This window comes from Prauserella cavernicola, from assembly GCF_016595675.1.
GTDB lineage: Bacteria > Actinomycetota > Actinomycetes > Mycobacteriales > Pseudonocardiaceae > Prauserella_A > Prauserella_A cavernicola.
This window is the reverse complement of sequence record NZ_JAENJH010000009.1, coordinates 266150-280692: the sequence shown is the minus strand read 5'-3', so window position 1 is coordinate 280692 and position 14543 is coordinate 266150. Positions and strand designations below refer to the sequence as shown.

The 14543-nt window shown below is 72.3% G+C and carries 15 protein-coding genes; 6 read left to right on the top strand and 9 right to left on the bottom strand.

The genetic code is table 11. From position 1 onward, the window contains the following. Window position 1: 1 nt before the first annotated feature. Window positions 2-853, bottom strand: coding sequence for an alpha/beta hydrolase (locus JHE00_RS28525; RefSeq protein WP_200323986.1), 852 nt, complete (start codon window positions 851-853; stop codon window positions 2-4). Between the two features lie 19 nt (window positions 854-872). Further along, window positions 873-2075, bottom strand: a complete 1203-nt coding sequence (locus tag JHE00_RS28520) for an ROK family protein (RefSeq protein ID WP_200323984.1) — start codon at window positions 2073-2075, stop codon at window positions 873-875. An 82-nt stretch (window positions 2076-2157) separates the two neighbouring features. Between JHE00_RS28520 and JHE00_RS28515 the strand changes: the two genes are divergently transcribed. Both JHE00_RS28515 and JHE00_RS28510 read left to right on the top strand, forming a co-directional pair. Then, complete coding sequence (locus JHE00_RS28515; protein ID WP_200323982.1) at window positions 2158-3258, top strand: ABC transporter ATP-binding protein; 1101 nt, start codon at window positions 2158-2160, stop codon at window positions 3256-3258. Window positions 3259-3332: 74 nt separating this feature from the next. Further along, the gene (locus JHE00_RS28510; protein WP_200323980.1) at window positions 3333-4061 is read left to right on the top strand and encodes a hypothetical protein; all 729 of its coding nucleotides are present in this window, start codon (window positions 3333-3335) and stop codon (window positions 4059-4061) included. A gap of 37 nt (window positions 4062-4098) precedes the next feature. On the opposite strand, the gene JHE00_RS28505 is transcribed toward JHE00_RS28510, so the two are convergent. From JHE00_RS28505 to JHE00_RS28490, 4 genes are all read right to left on the bottom strand, one after another. Then, on the bottom strand, window positions 4099-5154 hold the full coding sequence (locus JHE00_RS28505; protein WP_200323978.1) for a zinc-dependent alcohol dehydrogenase: 1056 nt from the start codon (window positions 5152-5154) through the stop codon (window positions 4099-4101). A gap of 46 nt (window positions 5155-5200) precedes the next feature. After that, complete coding sequence (locus JHE00_RS28500) at window positions 5201-5791, bottom strand: TetR/AcrR family transcriptional regulator (protein WP_200323976.1); 591 nt, start codon at window positions 5789-5791, stop codon at window positions 5201-5203. Window positions 5792-5848: 57 nt separating this feature from the next. Then, complete coding sequence (locus JHE00_RS28495; RefSeq protein WP_200323974.1) at window positions 5849-7192, bottom strand: MFS transporter; 1344 nt, start codon at window positions 7190-7192, stop codon at window positions 5849-5851. Window positions 7193-7346: 154 nt separating this feature from the next. Next, window positions 7347-7976 carry a TetR/AcrR family transcriptional regulator gene (locus JHE00_RS28490; RefSeq protein ID WP_200323972.1) on the bottom strand — a complete coding sequence of 210 codons (630 nt, stop codon included), beginning with the start codon at window positions 7974-7976 and terminating at the stop codon, window positions 7347-7349. A 115-nt stretch (window positions 7977-8091) separates the two neighbouring features. Here JHE00_RS28490 and JHE00_RS28485 point away from each other — a divergent pair, with 115 nt between their 5' ends. Together JHE00_RS28485 and JHE00_RS28480 are read left to right on the top strand one after the other, a co-directional pair. Then, window positions 8092-8982, top strand: a complete 891-nt coding sequence (locus JHE00_RS28485; protein WP_200323970.1) for a shikimate dehydrogenase — start codon at window positions 8092-8094, stop codon at window positions 8980-8982. Beyond that, window positions 8969-10801, top strand: coding sequence for a bifunctional sugar phosphate isomerase/epimerase/4-hydroxyphenylpyruvate dioxygenase family protein (locus tag JHE00_RS28480; protein WP_200323968.1), 1833 nt, complete (start codon window positions 8969-8971; stop codon window positions 10799-10801). Before JHE00_RS28485 ends, JHE00_RS28480 begins: the two co-directional genes overlap by 14 nt. A gap of 182 nt (window positions 10802-10983) precedes the next feature. Here the strand turns inward: JHE00_RS28480 and JHE00_RS28475 are convergent, their stop codons facing one another. Further along, the gene (locus JHE00_RS28475) at window positions 10984-11322 is read right to left on the bottom strand and encodes a hypothetical protein (protein ID WP_200323966.1); all 339 of its coding nucleotides are present in this window, start codon (window positions 11320-11322) and stop codon (window positions 10984-10986) included. A 127-nt stretch (window positions 11323-11449) separates the two neighbouring features. Between JHE00_RS28475 and JHE00_RS28470 the strand changes: the two genes are divergently transcribed. Further along, entirely contained in the window at window positions 11450-11716 is a 267-nt protein-coding gene (locus tag JHE00_RS28470; RefSeq protein ID WP_200323964.1) for a hypothetical protein, read from the top strand. Here the strand turns inward: JHE00_RS28470 and JHE00_RS28465 are convergent. Together JHE00_RS28465 and JHE00_RS28460 are read right to left on the bottom strand one after the other, a co-directional pair. Then, window positions 11713-12174: an NUDIX hydrolase gene (locus tag JHE00_RS28465; RefSeq protein WP_200323962.1), complete on the bottom strand. Its 462-nt coding sequence runs from the start codon at window positions 12172-12174 to the stop codon at window positions 11713-11715. The two genes, JHE00_RS28470 and JHE00_RS28465, sit on opposite strands and share 4 nt — an antisense overlap. An 18-nt stretch (window positions 12175-12192) precedes the next feature. Next, window positions 12193-13095: a LysR family transcriptional regulator gene (locus JHE00_RS28460; RefSeq protein WP_200323960.1), complete on the bottom strand. Its 903-nt coding sequence runs from the start codon at window positions 13093-13095 to the stop codon at window positions 12193-12195. 70 nt (window positions 13096-13165) lie between these two features. On the opposite strand from JHE00_RS28460, the gene JHE00_RS28455 reads away from it, so the two are divergent. After that, a complete protein-coding gene (locus JHE00_RS28455; RefSeq protein WP_200323958.1) occupies window positions 13166-14530 on the top strand; it encodes an FAD-binding oxidoreductase in 1365 nt (454 codons plus the stop codon). Window positions 14531-14543: the final 13 nt, after the last annotated feature.

The following is a 14543-nucleotide window of genomic DNA, read 5'->3' as shown; positions in this document are numbered from 1 at the left end:
GTCAGACCTCGTCCGCCAGCTCGGCGAGCACCGCGGCGCCCTCGGCGGGCCGGACCAGGAACATCGCGTGGCTCATCGGCAGCGAGCGCACGTCGAACGGGTTGTCCGGCGTCAGCGAGTCGGCCTCCTCGATGAACCGGTCCTGCAGGGCGATCGGCATCGAGGTGTCCTCGGTGAGCCGGACGTAGGTGCGCGGGACGCGGCCCCAGGTGCCGGCCCGCGCCCGGTCGTTCTCACCGCCCGCGTCGAGGTTCTCGTCGGGCTCGAGCGTACCGAGGAAGGCGAGGAACTCCGCGTCCGTGCCGTCGGCCAGCGTCGCGTGCTTGAGCGCGGCCAGCGCCAACGGATCGGCGGTGCGCCAGTTCATCCGGATGGTGCCGAGCGCGGCGGGATCGCCGACGAGGACGTCCGGCGGGTCCGCCAGGGCGCTGGTCGCGAACTCCGGCGTGGTGAGGTAGCCGCCGAGGGGCAGCTCCACCGGACACCACGCGGAGACGTAGACGATGCGGGAGAGCAGGTCGGGGATGGCGTTGCCGAGTGCGGTGAGCGTGGCTCCTCCCCTGCTGTGCGCGACCGCGATCACCGGACCGTGCTCGCGCGCTCGCCGCACGATCCCGGCGACGTGCTCCACGCAGTCGGCGAGCGTCACGCCTGCCGAGGCCGACGGTGACTCCGCGAACGCGGCGAGGTCCTGGGGCGCCTGGTACGCCGGGGAGCAGGCCGCGCCGAACCCGTGGCCGGGCAGGTCGACGGCGAGCGAGCGGTGTCCGAGCAGGGCCAGCTCACGCTGCAGCGGCGCCCAGCCGAACGAGTTGCTGTTCGAACCGTGGATGAGCACATAAGTTGCGGTCACGGCCCCATCCTGGCACCGATCACTCCGCGAGCCAGTCTGCAGGAGCCTCGATCAGCGCACTGGTGACCGTGGTGGCCGCGGCACGGGCCACGACGTCCGCGGGCAGGCGCGAGGCTCGCACCCGCACGGCCGCGCCGGGGCAACGCTGCCGCAGCGACAGGTCCACGGCGTCGAGGAAGTCACTGCCCAGTGCGGGAAGGTGCCCGCCGAGCACGAGGACATCGGGATCGAGTGCGGGCACCAGCCCACCGAGGACGGTGCCGAGCGCCGTGGCCGCCCGGCGAACCGCCGCGACCGCCACGGCCTCCCCCGAGCCCACCAGCGCGGGCAGCTCGCCGTCGCCGCCCGTGAGCCTGGACCGCACGACCTCGTCGAGTCCGGCGGCTCGCAGCAGTGCCCGCCGTCCCGCCACGGTGTCCAGGCAGCCGCGCTGTCCACACGTGCACGGGTCGTCGGCGCCGGGGATCCGGACGTGGCCGAGCTCGCCCGCGGCCCCACGCGCTCCGGCGTGCACCTCGCCCGCGATGACGATCCCGGCGCCGAGTCCGTCCTCACCGCCCACGTGGACGAGCACCTCGGCCTCGTCGCCACCGAACCAGTGCTCCGCGCGGGCGGCGAGCTGGTGGCTGTTCGCCACGGTGACCGGAATGCCGCCGGCGCCGAGCGCGCTCAGCCGATCGCCGAGCAGCCACGGGAAGTTGGTGTCCGCCCAGCCGAGTCCGTCGGCGTGGACCACGGTGGCGTCGCGCACCCTGGCGGGCAGTCCCACCGCCACGCCCACGACGACGTTGTCGGTGCTGTTGGCTGTGTTGAGCAGCCGCCGCAGCACCGGCTCGGCGGCCTTGACGGCCCGCTGCGGGTCACCGGTGAGGTCGTCGGCCTTGCGGAGTGCGCGATCGCGCACGCGCCCGGTGAGATCGAGCAGGCACCCGGCGACGTGGTCGGCCTCGATCTGCAGGCCGATGCCCGCCGGACCGAGCGAGTTCAGCACCAGCTGGTTGGCGGGCCTGCCGGGGCCGCCCGAGCGGCCGGTGCCGATCTCGCGCAGCAGTCCGCCGTCGAGCAGCTCGCCCGTCAGCTGCGTGACGGTCGACTTCGTCAGCCCGCTCTCGTGCGCGAGCCGCGCGCGCGACACCGGGCCCAGCCGGGCCGCAAGCCGCGCGACCAGGGCGAGGTTGTGCCGGTGCTGCTGGACCGGGCGCACCGGCGCGTCGCGTTCCATGTCCACCTCGCGGGCAATTAGTTCGTCTACTGGACTATTGAACTCTAGCGGTGGCGGTCCGAGATCGGCTAGACAGTGCGCCATGGCTGATGTGTCGTTCCAGGAAGCGTCCCGCGTGTTCTCCGGCAACCCGCCGGTCCGTGCCGTCGACAAGTTGTCGCTCGACATCGCCGACGGCGAGTTCCTGGTGCTGGTCGGCCCCTCGGGCTCGGGCAAGTCCACCGCGCTGCGCATGCTCGCCGGCCTCGAGGACGTGAACGAGGGTGCGATCACCATCGGCGGCAAGGACGTCACCGAGGTCTCGCCGAAGAACCGCGACATCGCGATGGTGTTCCAGTCCTACGCGCTCTACCCGCACATGACGGTCGCGGAGAACATGGGCTTCGCGCTCAAGATCAAGCGCATCAGCAAGACCGAGATCGCTGAGCGCGTCAAGGAGGCGGCCCGTCTGCTCGACCTCACCGACTACCTGGACCGCAAGCCCAAGGCGCTCTCCGGTGGCCAGCGTCAGCGCGTGGCGATGGGCCGCGCCATCGTGCGCGAGCCCGCGGTGTTCCTCATGGACGAGCCACTGTCCAACTTGGATGCGAAGCTGCGCGTCGAGACGCGCGCCAACATCACCGCCCTGCAGAGCAGGCTCGCCACCACCACGGTGTACGTGACCCACGACCAGATCGAGGCCATGACGATGGGCCACCGGGTCGCGGTGCTCAAGGACGGCGTGCTGCAGCAGTGCGACACCCCGCGCGAGCTCTACGACCGCCCTGGCAACGTGTTCGTGGCCGGGTTCATCGGCTCGCCCGCCATGAACCTGACGACCGTGCCGCTGACGGCCGACGGCGCCCAGCTCGACGGGCTGACGGTGCCCATCGCACGCGACCTGCTCAGCGGACGGGAGGCGAGCGAGCTCTCCGAGGTGACCGTCGGCATCCGGCCGGAGGGCCTGCGCCCCGCCGACGCGGGCGAGCCCGCGCTGGAGCTGAAGGTCGAGCTCGTCGAGGTGCTCGGCTCCGACGCCTACGTCTACGGACAGGTCGCCATCGGCGCGACACACGAGCGCTTCATCGTGCGCACGGAAGCCCAGAACACCCCGTCCTTCGGCGACACCATCCGCGTCACCCTGCGAGACCCGGAGGCCGCGCACACGTTCAACCCGGGGACGGGTCAGCGCCTGACAGCCTGAGTCCCTTACGTGGCAGGCATTTTCGCGGACCTACGGACCTATTGCCCGGACAGTCGCGGTGGCACGATTGCCCCATGGCCAGCCTGGATCCAGTTCCATCCGGCCCGGCCGGACCGGACCCGTCCGGCGAGCGGACGCCCTTCACGGGACCTCGCCTGTTCGGGATCATCGCGGCCGTGCTGTTGGTGCTCGCCGCCGCACTCACGGTGGTGGGGACGTTCCAGCCGCTGTTCAGCGGCCGGGTGACGGCGTTGGGCCAACCGGGCTTCGAGCTGAAGCTCACCGGCTGGGGCGTGGACACCGACGCGCCCCAGCAGAACGGCGGAGTGCCGCTGAACGGACTGCCGCTGGTGTTCGCCGCCGCGCTACTCCTCGGGGCGGCGGGGCTGTGCCTGCTGCCCGCGCTGCGCCGGGCCGCGGGCCTGCTCACCGCCGTCGCGACCGCGTTCCTCGCCGGAGCCGGCTGGGTCGTGGCCATGCAGGTGCTCAGCTGGATCGACACGTTCCGGAGCACCGAGGCCAGCGCGGAGGCCGCCCTGCAGGTGGACACCACCACCAGCGTCGGGCTTGGCACGTGGCTGTTCGCCGGCGCGCTGGTGCTGGCCATCGCCGCGACCGTGTTCGCGTTGCGCGCGCCCTCGGCGGGCACGGTGTCGGTCGCCGAACAGGCCACACCTCGCTTCGGGTTGCCCGCGCCGGGAGTCACCACCGCCCCGTACCCGCCGAACCAGGCCGGGGCTCCCGCTCCGCAGCCTCGGTCGGAGGTGCCCGGCGAGCCGGACCCAGCGAAACCCCTGGAATGACCAAAGCGCAGCCGTATAGATCGTTATACGACCAGAGTCAGGGCTGCAGCAGGATCTTGACGTGGCGCTCCGGGCGGCGGGTGAGTTCGCGCGTCGCCAGCTGGAATTCGTCGAACGGATAGTGGCCGGTCACCAGCGGCGCCAAGTCGACGCCGGGGCGGTTCGCCAGCCGGATCGCCTCGGCGAAGTCCGCCCGCATGGACCGGCCGGCGGCGATCACGCTCACTCCGTGCGCCCTCGGCAGGTCGCCGGACACCGCGACGTCGTGCCGGGCGTGCGGCGGCCCCACGGCGACGTAGCGCCCCCTCGGCGCCAGCACGGCCAGCGACGCGGTGGCCGAGGCGCGACTGCTCACGGTGTCCACCACGATCGAGGCCGGGCCGAGGTCCCGCCAGTACGCCGCGTCGAGTTGACCGCCGAGCGTCACCACCGACGGCAGCCCGCACCGCGTCGCGATCTCGCCGCGGTCGGCGAAGCGGTCGAGCAGGACCGGAGCGGGCAGGCCCAGCGCCTTCGCGGCGACGGCCACCGTCAGCCCCGCGACCCCGGCACCGAACACCAGCAGCCGGTCGGCGGGTGTCGCGGCCGCCTGCCGCAGGATCCGCACCGCCCGCGCGAACGGCTCGAGCAGCGGACCGGCCCGTTCGGCCGCGCCGCGAGGCACCGGCATCAGCTGCGTGGCTGGCAGGGTCAGGGTCGGCCGGAAGCAGCCGTAGGGATGGGTGCGCCCGAGCATCGCGGGAGTCGCGCAGTCGTCCTCGCCCGCCAGGCAGGGCGCACAGCCGCCGCACGCCACCGAGGGGAGGACGAGCGCGTGGTGGCCCCGCCGAAGCCCGGACGCACCGGGGTCGGCGATCTGCACGAGGCATTCGTGCCCGAGCACGAGCGGATAGCGGGCGTCGGGGTCGCTGCCCGCGAGCACGGAGAGGTCGGTGCCGCAGATGCCCGCGCTGTGCACGGCCGCGGTCACGAGCGGGGCGTCGCCGTGCCAGTATTGGTCGTCGCATCCCGCCGTGCGGTCCCAGCGCCAGTGGCCGGGCCCCTCGACGTACACCGCCATCCGCCGCCTGCTCCCCAGGTTGGTCCAGTCCACCGACAACAGGGCAGCTTACAACAGGCGTTTCACTGAGAAGAACACGTCACCAGCCGGCGGTCAGCGTCCCGACCAGCCGCTCGGCGAGCGCATGCACCTCGTCCGCGTCGAGCGGGCCGCCCTCGAAGTCGATCAGGAAGGCCTGCTGGAAACACGCTCCGAGCAGCAGCGCGGCGAGCGCGTCGGGATCGGCTCCCTCGGGCAGCCCGCCGCGGTCGCGCGCCCCGCGCAGGTAGCCGGCGAGCTCACGCAGGGGCCGAGCGGGTCCCGCGGTGGGGTCGACCTCGCGCAACCGGTCGCGGTGCGCGGCGAGGAAATCCCGGGAGGAGAACACCGAGACGGCGAGCGGGAAGGTCTCGGCGTAGAACTCGATGGCGGTGCGGGCCACCTCGACGAGGTCGGCCCGCACGTCCTCGCCCGGTTCCCGCGAGTTCAGCTCGGCGAGCAGCCGGACCAGTCCGGGCAGTTGCTCGGCGAGCACGCTGAGAAAGATCTCGGTCTTGTCGTCGAAGTGCTTGTACAGCGCGGCTTCCGAATAACCGGCGGCCCGCGCGATCTGTTTGGTGGTGGCGCGGGCATAGCCGTCGGATCGCATGATCCGCGCCGCGGCGGCGATGATGTCCTCGCGCGTGCCCATCGGTGCTCCCGGGAGTGAGTGTCCACTCACCCTAACCGCAGGACACGCGCGAGGTACTCAGGCCGACGTCGTGGCGGCGGAGCGATCGCCCCGCCTGCCGAGTTCCTCAGTGGGCACCTGGTAGGTCTCCTTGCCCGAGGCCACCGCGATGGCGTTGACGACACACAGCGCCGCGGTGAACACGGCGACCGCGATCCAGTTGGAGCCGTCGCCGCCGGCCAGCGCCGCCGAGATGCTGGGCGTGAACCCGGCCACCGCGAATCCGATCTGCGTACCGATGGCCATGCCCGACAGCCGGACCCGCGCGCTGAACATCTCGCCGTAGAACGACGGCCAGATCGCGTTGGTGGCGCTGTAGACCACGCCGAACATCAGGATGCCGATCGCGAAGATCAGCCCGAGGTTGCCCGTGGAGATCGCCCACAGGTACGCGAAGATCAGCACCGCGCAGCCGAGGGAGCCGCCGATGAACACGGGCTTGCGGCCGACCCGGTCGGCGAGCCTGGCCCACAACGGGATCGCGACCAGCGCGACGACGTTGGCCAGCACGCCGACCCACAGCATCGGCGTGCGCTCGATCCCCACCGTGTTGACCGCGTACGACAGCGCGTACACCGTGAAGATCGTGCTCACCGACGCGATCACGGACGCGACGATCACGCGCAGCACGTCGGCCCAGTGGTCGCGGAAGAGCACCACGACGGGCAGCTTGGCCTTGTCCTGTGCGACTTCCTCGGTGAACACGGGCGTCTCGTCGAGCGTGCGCCGGATGACGAACCCGGCCACCACCACGAGCGCGCTGAGCCAGAACGGCAGCCGCCAGCCCCACGACAGCAACGCGTCTTCCGGCAGCGCGGCGATGGGCAGGAACACCGCGGTGGCGAGGATCTGGCCCGCCTGCGTCCCGCTGAGCGTGAAGCTCGTGTAGTACGCCCTCCGGTGCGCGGGCGCGTGCTCGAGACTCATCGAGTTGGCCCCGGCCTGCTCCCCCGCCGCCGAGACACCCTGCAGTAACCGCAGGATCACGAGCAGCACGGGCGCGAGCACGCCGACCTCGTCGTAGGTGGGCAGACAGCCGACGAGAAACGTCGACACCCCCATCAGCAACAGCGTGAAGACCAGCACCTTCCGGCGCCCGAACCGGTCGCCCACGTGGCCGAGCACGAACGCGCCGACCGGGCGCGCCAGGTAGCCGACGCCGAAGGTCGCGAGCGCGAGCAGCGTGCCGGTGGCCGGGTCCGCGTCGGGGAAGAAGATGTCCGAGAACACCAACGCCGCGGCGGTGCCGTAGATGAAGAAGTCGTAGTACTCCAGTGCGCTGCCGATCCACGCGGCGAGCGCGGCCTTGCGGGGCTTGCCGCGAGGCGCGGCCGCCTCGGCGGGTCCGGAGGGAGACGTCACGTTGTGCTCCTCTGTCGCTGCTCCGTTGCGGGAACAGGGGGCGGAACCAGTTTCGTACGTACTAGATAGTTATGTACTAGATGGTTAACAGGGAGAGTGGAGCGAGGCCGCCCGGTTTGTCAAGCACGGGTTCCGCGGCGGCTCAGCGCACGGATCAGCGCGCGGTGAGGTAACCGAGCACGAGGTCGCCGAGCATCGTGCGGTAGTGCTCGCGCCTGGCGGGGTCGAGCATGTCGCGCTTGAAGATCGCGTCGAACGTGTGCTGGTTGGCCGTGCGGAACACGCAGAAGGCGCTGATCACCATGTGCACGTCGAGCGGGTCGACGTCCTCTCGGAACCTGCCCGCGGCGCGCCCGCGCTCGAGGATGCGGGCCAGCACGTCGAGTGCCGGGTTGGCCAGCCTGGACAGCACCGACGACGTGCCGATGTGCTCGGCGCGGTGGATGTTCTCGATGCTGACGAGCCGGATGAAGTCGGGGTGCGACTCGTGGTGGTCGAAGGTCAGCTCGGCGAGCTGCCGGATGGCGTCGACCGGGTCGAGGTGCTCGACGTCGAGCTCCTGCTCCAGCGCGCGGATCGTCGTGTAGGCCTGCTCCAGCACGGCGACGAAGAGCTGCTCCTTGCTCCCGAAGTAGTAGTAGAGCATCCGCTTGGTGGTGCGCGTCTTGGCCGCGATCTCGTCCACCCGCGCGCCCGCGTAGCCGTTGTCCGAGAACTCCCGCGTGGCCACCTCGAGGATCTCGGCACGCGTCCGCTCGGCGTCGCGAGCAGGCTGGGCAGCCAACAAGTTCTCCTTCGGTACTCCGGTCAGCGATTCAACTCTAGCTGGCGGTACTTCCCGGTTGCGCGCTGTGGCCCTACAATTAACTAGCTGGTTCGTTCAAAGATGTGGAGAGCTCGTGACGCAGCACCCCGAAGGCAGCCACCTCGTCGGGCTCGTGGGCGCGGGCATCGGCCCCTCCCTCAGCCCGGCGCTGCACGAGCGCGAGGCGGACGAACTGGGCCTGCGCTACCTGTACCGCAGGCTCGACCTCGACGTGCTCGGGCTGCCCGCCGCGGCGATCGGAGACGTCGTCGCGGCGGCGCGGCTCGCTGGATTCGACGGGCTCAACGTCACGCACCCGTGCAAGCAGCTCGTGCTCGGTCACCTCGACGACCTCGCCCCGGAGGCGGAGACGCTCGGCGCCGTCAACACCATCGTCTTCAGCGGTGACCAGGCCGTCGGCCACAACACCGACTCCTCGGGGTTCGCCCGCAGCGTGGGACTCGGCCTGCCGGACGCCTCGCTCGACGTCGTGGTGCTGCTCGGCGCGGGCGGGGCGGGAGCGGCCGTCGCCCACGCGCTGCTGACCCTCGGCGCGGGCACGGTCCACGTGTTCGACGCCGATCAGCACCGGAGCGCGGCGCTCGCGCGCTCGCTGACCGCCCGGTTCGGCACGGACCGCGCCGAGGCGGGCAGGCTCGACCATGACGAACTGGCGCCGACGCTCGCCCGCGCCGACGGACTCGCGCACGCCACGCCCACCGGCATGGCAGGCCACCCCGGCCTGCCGTTGCCCGCCGAGCTGCTGCGGCCAGGGCTGTGGGTGGCCGACGTCGTCTACCGGCCGCTGTCCACGGCGCTGGTCACGGCCGCCCGCGAGCGCGGCTGCCGGGTGCTGGACGGCGGTGGGATGGCGGTCTTCCAGGCCGCCGACGCGTTCCGGCTGTTCACGGGCCACGAACCGGACGCGGCCAGGATGCTCCGGCACTTCGACGAACTCACGGGAGAGACACATGTCCACAGCTGAGATCCCCCGGCACGGCATCGCCACCGTGTGCCTGTCGGGCACGCTCGAGGACAAGCTCACGGCCGCCGCCGCGGCCGGGTTCGACGGCGTGGAGATCTTCGAGAACGACCTGGTGTGCTCGCCCGCCTCCCCCGCGCGGATCGGCGGGCTGTGCGCCGAACTCGGCCTGTCGGTCGACCTGTACCAGCCCTTCCGGGACTTCGAGGCCGTGCCGCCCGACGTGCTCGCGGCCAACCTGCGGCGCGCCGAGCGCAAGTTCGACGTGATGGAGCAGCTCGGCGCCGACACGATGCTCGTGTGCTCCACGGTCTCGCCCGACGCCGTCGATGACGACGACCTCGCGGCCGAGCAGCTGCACCTGCTCGCCGAGCGGGCCGCCGCGCGCGGCCTGCGCATCGCCTACGAGGCGCTGGCCTGGGGCCGCTTCGTCGACACCTACGACCACTCGTGGCGCATCGTGCGGCGCGCGGACCACCCCGCGCTGGGCGTGTGCCTGGACAGCTTCCACGTGCTCTCACGCGGCAGCGATCCGGCGGGCATCCGTGTGATCCCCGGCGAGAAGATCTTCTTCCTGCAGCTGGCCGACGCGCCGAAGCTGCACATGGACGTGCTGCAGTGGAGCAGGCACCACCGGCTCTTTCCTGGCCAGGGCTCGTTCGACCTGGCCGGGTTCGTGGGCACCGTACTCGGCACCGGGTACGCGGGCCCGCTCTCGCTCGAGGTGTTCAACGACGTCTTCCGGCAGGCCGATCCCCGGCGCGCCGCGGTCGACGCGATGCGCTCGTTGCTGGCGCTGCGCGAACCCCTCGACGGGGACACGCTGCCCCCCGCGCCCGAGCTGTCCGGGCACGCGTTCACCGAACTGGCCGTCGACGAGGCGGCGGAGCCGGTGCTCGCCGGTGCCCTCGGCGCGCTGGGGTTCACCCACACCGGGCGGCACCGGTCCAAGCCCGTGCAGCTGTGGGAGCAGCGCGACGCGCGGATCCTGCTCAACTCGGCGCCGCGCGAGCACGCGCGCGACGGCGGCGCCGACGTGACCGCGCTGGCCGTGGAGAGCTCCGACCCCGTCGCCTCGGCGCGCAGGGCCGAGTCCCTGCTGTCTCCGGTGCTGCCGCGCGAGACCGGCGCCGACGAGGCCGCGCTGTCCTCGGTGGCCGCGCCCGACGGCACCGCCGTGTTCTTCTGCCGCACCGGCGAGGCCGCGCCGGGAAGCTGGCGCGAGGACTTCTCCCCCACCGGCAACGCCACCGTCGCCGGTACCGGGATCACCGGCACCGACCACGTGTCGCTGACCCAGCCGTTCGACAACTTCGACGAGGCCGCGCTGTTCTACCGCTCGGTACTGGGCCTGCGTCCCGAGCAGGCCACCGAGTTCGCGGCGCCGTTCGGGCTGGTCCGCAGCCGCGCGGTCAGCGACGACTCGGCGCGCGTGCGGATCGCGCTCACCGTGGCCCGGCTGCGCCGTGGCGACTGGGCGCCCCGCGTGCCCTCCCCACAGCACGTGGCGTTCACCAGCGACGACGCCATCGCCTGCGCCGCAGCCCTGCGCGAGCGCGGCGCACCGCTGTTGGAGATTCCCGGCAACTACTACGACGACCTCGACGCCAGGCTGGCTCCGCCCGGCGAGCTGCTCGCCACGCTGCGCGAGCACTCCGTGCTCTACGACCGCGACGAGACGGGCGCGTTCCTGCACTTCTACACCGACGTCCTCGGCGGACGCGTGTTCTTCGAGGTCGTGCAGCGGCTCGACGGCTACACCGGATACGGGGCGAACAACGCGCCCGTGCGGATGGCCGCGCACCGGCACCCGCACGCATAGTGGTGCGGGCAGCCAGCACCCCATTTAGCCGGCTGCCCGCACCTCCACTGGGGTCGTGCGGCTACCGGGCGACACCTCTGCCCGGTTGCACTCCCCCGGTACCGGCCCGGCGATTTCCCCGCCACCGAGCGGTACCTGCCGCGGATCGGACCCCGCTTTGATCCACCCATTTCACCGCGGCCCTAACGGGCGAACGAGTACAGCTTGCCGCCGGGCGACGAGGCGCGGCAGGGCCGAAAGCCCTCAATTCCGGGCGCCCGCCCCGAGCCGATCACGGGGTAACACGATGGACAGACGAGAAATCCCTGCTGTACAGCGACAAGCGTCGCCTCGCACGACGTGTGGCAGTGCGCACACTCGAACTCGACGGACGCGGCGAGGCTGTGCAGCTCGATCCCGCCGCGCACCGGATAGGACGACACGACGCGCACGGATCGCCCGTCGCCCAACATGATTCGCCCTCCGCCAGTGACGGAGACCGGGCCTGCGAGGGGCCGCGCCAACTCCGGCATCGTCGTCATGATCAGATGCGTACCCGGGACACCGGGAAGGAAACCACCCGAGGTGCGGTTTGCGATCCGGTACAAGTGGGTACACACGCCCGCGGTCGCGCTGTCGAGGCGTGGCCCAGGGAGACGAGGAGCCGCCATGACCGCCTTCACCTCGCCCCTGGACAGAGACATCTACCTCGGCTTCCAGGCGACCGAACTGCTCACCACCACGCGCAGGGGCGACTCCACGCACGCCGTGCAGGTGATCCGCCACGTCTTCGCCGAAGCGGGCACCGCCGCCGGGATGTGGCTGGCCAACTGGTACTTCGACGCCGTGTCGCGCACGAGCACCGACCCCGCCATGCACGCGATCGTCGACGACTGCATCCGCGAGCTCGAGCAGACTTACGGCTCCGACGCCTAGAGCAGCTCGGCCAGCCGGTCGAGGAACACCCGCTGGCCCTTGACCAGCTTCTCCGCCGCGTCGGCCAGCGCGAACCACTCCACGCGGTCGAGCTCGGGAAACTCACGGATCGTGCCCGATCGGGGCGGCCACTCCAGCTCGAACGTGCCCGGCACGACGGCGGCCGGGTCGAGCTCACCCTCCAGCGCCCACACCGTGACGACCTTGCCGCCGGACTGCTTCACCTCGCCGAGCGCACGGAGCTCGCCCTCGGGCGCGGGCAGGCCCAGCTCCTCCTGGAACTCCCTGCGCGCGGCCGCCAGCGGCGCTTCGTCGGCGGTGTACTCGCCCTTCGGCACCGACCAGGCCGCGGCGTCCTTGCGCGCCCACAGCGGCCCGCCCATGTGCCCGAGCAACACCTGGACGTCCTCACCCCGCACCCGGTACATCAGGATTCCCGCGCTGCGCTTCGCTGCCACGGCGCACATTCTGCCGGGTCACGACGCGGCGGCCGCTCCGGCATACCCGCGCAGCGCCTCGCGTGCGTGCTCCACGAACGCCCGCGCCGCGGGCCCGCTGGTCCCCGCCGCGCGCCAGGCCAGCGCCACGCTGCCGTGCAGCCGCGGCCGCACGATCCGAACGCCGTGCAGGTCGGCGCGTGCGGCGCCGGACGAGGGCACGATCGCGACGCCGAGGCCGCGCGCGGCGAGATCGGCGAGCACCCCGGGATCACTCGCCTCGAACACGATGCGGGGCGAGACGCCCGCGGCGGCGCACGCCTGGTCGAGAATCGTCCGCATGCCGCCGCCCGGCGGAAGGCTGATCAACGCGCGCTCCGCGAGCGCGGCGAGCGGCACCGAGTCCCGGCCCGCCAACGGGTCGCCGTGGCCGACGGCGGCGACGAGTTCCTCGTCCACCACCGTCTGGACGTCGAGCCCTGCGGGCACCTCGCTGCCGAAGGCGATGAGCGCGAGGTCGAGCCCGCCCTCGCGCACGCCCCGGATCAGCGTGCCCGCGTCGGATTCGGTGAGCGTCACCTCCACGCCGGGATGAGCGTGGTGGAAGTCGGCGAGCAGGTCCGCGATGCGGAACGGCCCGCACGAGGGCAGCACCCCCATCGCGACGCTGCCCCTCAGCAGCCCGGTCAGCTCGTCGACGGCCGTCCGCGCGCCCTCGACGGCGGCGAGCGCGGCGCGGGCGCGCGGCAGCACCGCCGCGCCGGCCTGCGTGAGCCTCGGCGTGCGGCCGGTCCGGTCGAGCAGCGGCTGGCCGAGCTCGCGCTCGAGCTGCCGGAGCTGGGCGCTGACGCCGGGTTGGGCAACGTGCAGTTTCTCCGCGGCGCGCGTGAACCCGCCCTCGTCGACCACGGTGACGAAGTACCTCAGCTGCCTCAGCTCCATAACTGAACATGCTAGCTCCGAGCAGAACCAGCTGTTGGACTTCTGATTCGCCCCGGCCGAGGCTGGACCCATGACCACGCACACCGCCCCTCATCGAGACCTGGCAGCCGCCGTGCGCGGTGCCGTGCACGTGCCCGGCGAGCCCGGGTACGACGACGAACGCCACGGCTTCCAGCTGGCGCTGGCCCACCGGCCCACCGCGGTCGTCGGCGCGCTCGACGCCGAGGACGTGCGGGCCGCCGTCGCCTACGCGAGCGCGCACGGGCTCGGCGTGGCCGTGCAGGCGACCGGCCACGGCCTGTCCGTCGCGGCGGGCGCGGACGCCCTGCTGATCAGCACCCGGTGCCTGGACTCCGTTCGCGTCGACCCGGTCGCGCGCACGGCATGGGTCGGCGCCGGGGTGCGCTGGCAACGGGTGCTCGACGCCGCCGCCGAACACGGGCTCGCACCGCTGAGCGGATCGTCCCCGCACGTGGGCGTGGTGTCGTACACGCTCGGCGGCGGGCTCGGCCCGCTCGCGCGCCGCTACGGCTACGCCGCCGACCGCATCCGCGAGGCCGAGCTCGTCACCGCCGACGGCACGCTTCGCCGGGTGAGCGCCGAGACCGAGCCGGAGCTGTGCTGGGCGCTGCGCGGCGGTGGCGGCAACGTCGGCGTCGTCACCGGGCTGGAGATCGGGCTCGTGCCCGTCGAACGGCTCCACGGCGGCGGCCTGGTGTTCGACGGCGCGCACGCAGCCGACGTGCTGACGGCCTACCGCGTGTGGACCGCGACGGTGCCCGACGAGCTGACGTCGTCGGTGAGCATGGTCCCGCTGCCGGACGTGCCCGGCGTGCCGGAACCGTTGCGGGGCAAGCACATCGTGTCCGTGCGCGTCGCGTTCCTCGGACCGGCGATCGAGGGTGAACGCCTGGTGGCGCCCCTGCGCGCGGCGGCGCCGGTACTGTCGGCGGACCTGCGCGAGCTGCCGTTCCGCGATTCGGCCTCGATCTACCAGGACCCCGTCGATCCGCACGCCTATCTCGGCGACAACGCGTTCGTGCGCGATCTCGACCCGGCCGCACTGCGCTCGATCGTCGACCTCGCCGGGCCCGGCGCGCCGGTACCGTGCGTGGTGGACATCCGGCACCTCGGCGGAGCGCTCACCGAGCGGCGCGACAGCGCCGTCGGGCACCGGGACGCCGGGTTCCTGGTGCGCGTGCTGTCCGGGCTCGACGGCGTGGGCGAGGCCGAGGTCCGCGCCGCGCACGCGGACCTGCTGACCGCACTCGCGCCGGTGACGCTCGGCCGCTCACTGAGCTTCGTCTACGGCTCGAGGGCCGACGCGCGCACCGGGTTCGACGAGGCCGCGCACAACCGGCTCGCGGCGGTCAAGGCCGCCCACGATCCCGCGAACCGGTTCCGGTTCAACCAGAACGTGACCCCCGCGGTGTGAGCGGTTCCGGTGT

Excerpts from the sequence above, each read along its gene's own strand:
- JHE00_RS28455 (WP_200323958.1), top strand. The coding sequence starts at position 13,166 with ATGACCACGCACACCGCCCCTCATCGAGACCTGGCAGCCGCCGTGCGC.
- JHE00_RS28480 (WP_200323968.1), top strand. The coding sequence starts at position 8,969 with ATGTCCACAGCTGAGATCCCCCGGCACGGCATCGCCACCGTGTGCCTG.
- JHE00_RS28470 (WP_200323964.1), top strand. The coding sequence starts at position 11,450 with ATGACCGCCTTCACCTCGCCCCTGGACAGAGACATCTACCTCGGCTTC.
- JHE00_RS28460 (WP_200323960.1), bottom strand. The coding sequence starts at position 13,095 with ATGGAGCTGAGGCAGCTGAGGTACTTCGTCACCGTGGTCGACGAGGGC.
- JHE00_RS28520 (WP_200323984.1), bottom strand. The coding sequence starts at position 2,075 with ATGGAACGCGACGCGCCGGTGCGCCCGGTCCAGCAGCACCGGCACAAC.
- JHE00_RS28515 (WP_200323982.1), top strand. The coding sequence starts at position 2,158 with ATGGCTGATGTGTCGTTCCAGGAAGCGTCCCGCGTGTTCTCCGGCAAC.
- JHE00_RS28510 (WP_200323980.1), top strand. The coding sequence starts at position 3,333 with ATGGCCAGCCTGGATCCAGTTCCATCCGGCCCGGCCGGACCGGACCCG.
- JHE00_RS28500 (WP_200323976.1), bottom strand. The coding sequence starts at position 5,791 with ATGGGCACGCGCGAGGACATCATCGCCGCCGCGGCGCGGATCATGCGA.
- JHE00_RS28475 (WP_200323966.1), bottom strand. The coding sequence starts at position 11,322 with ATGACGACGATGCCGGAGTTGGCGCGGCCCCTCGCAGGCCCGGTCTCC.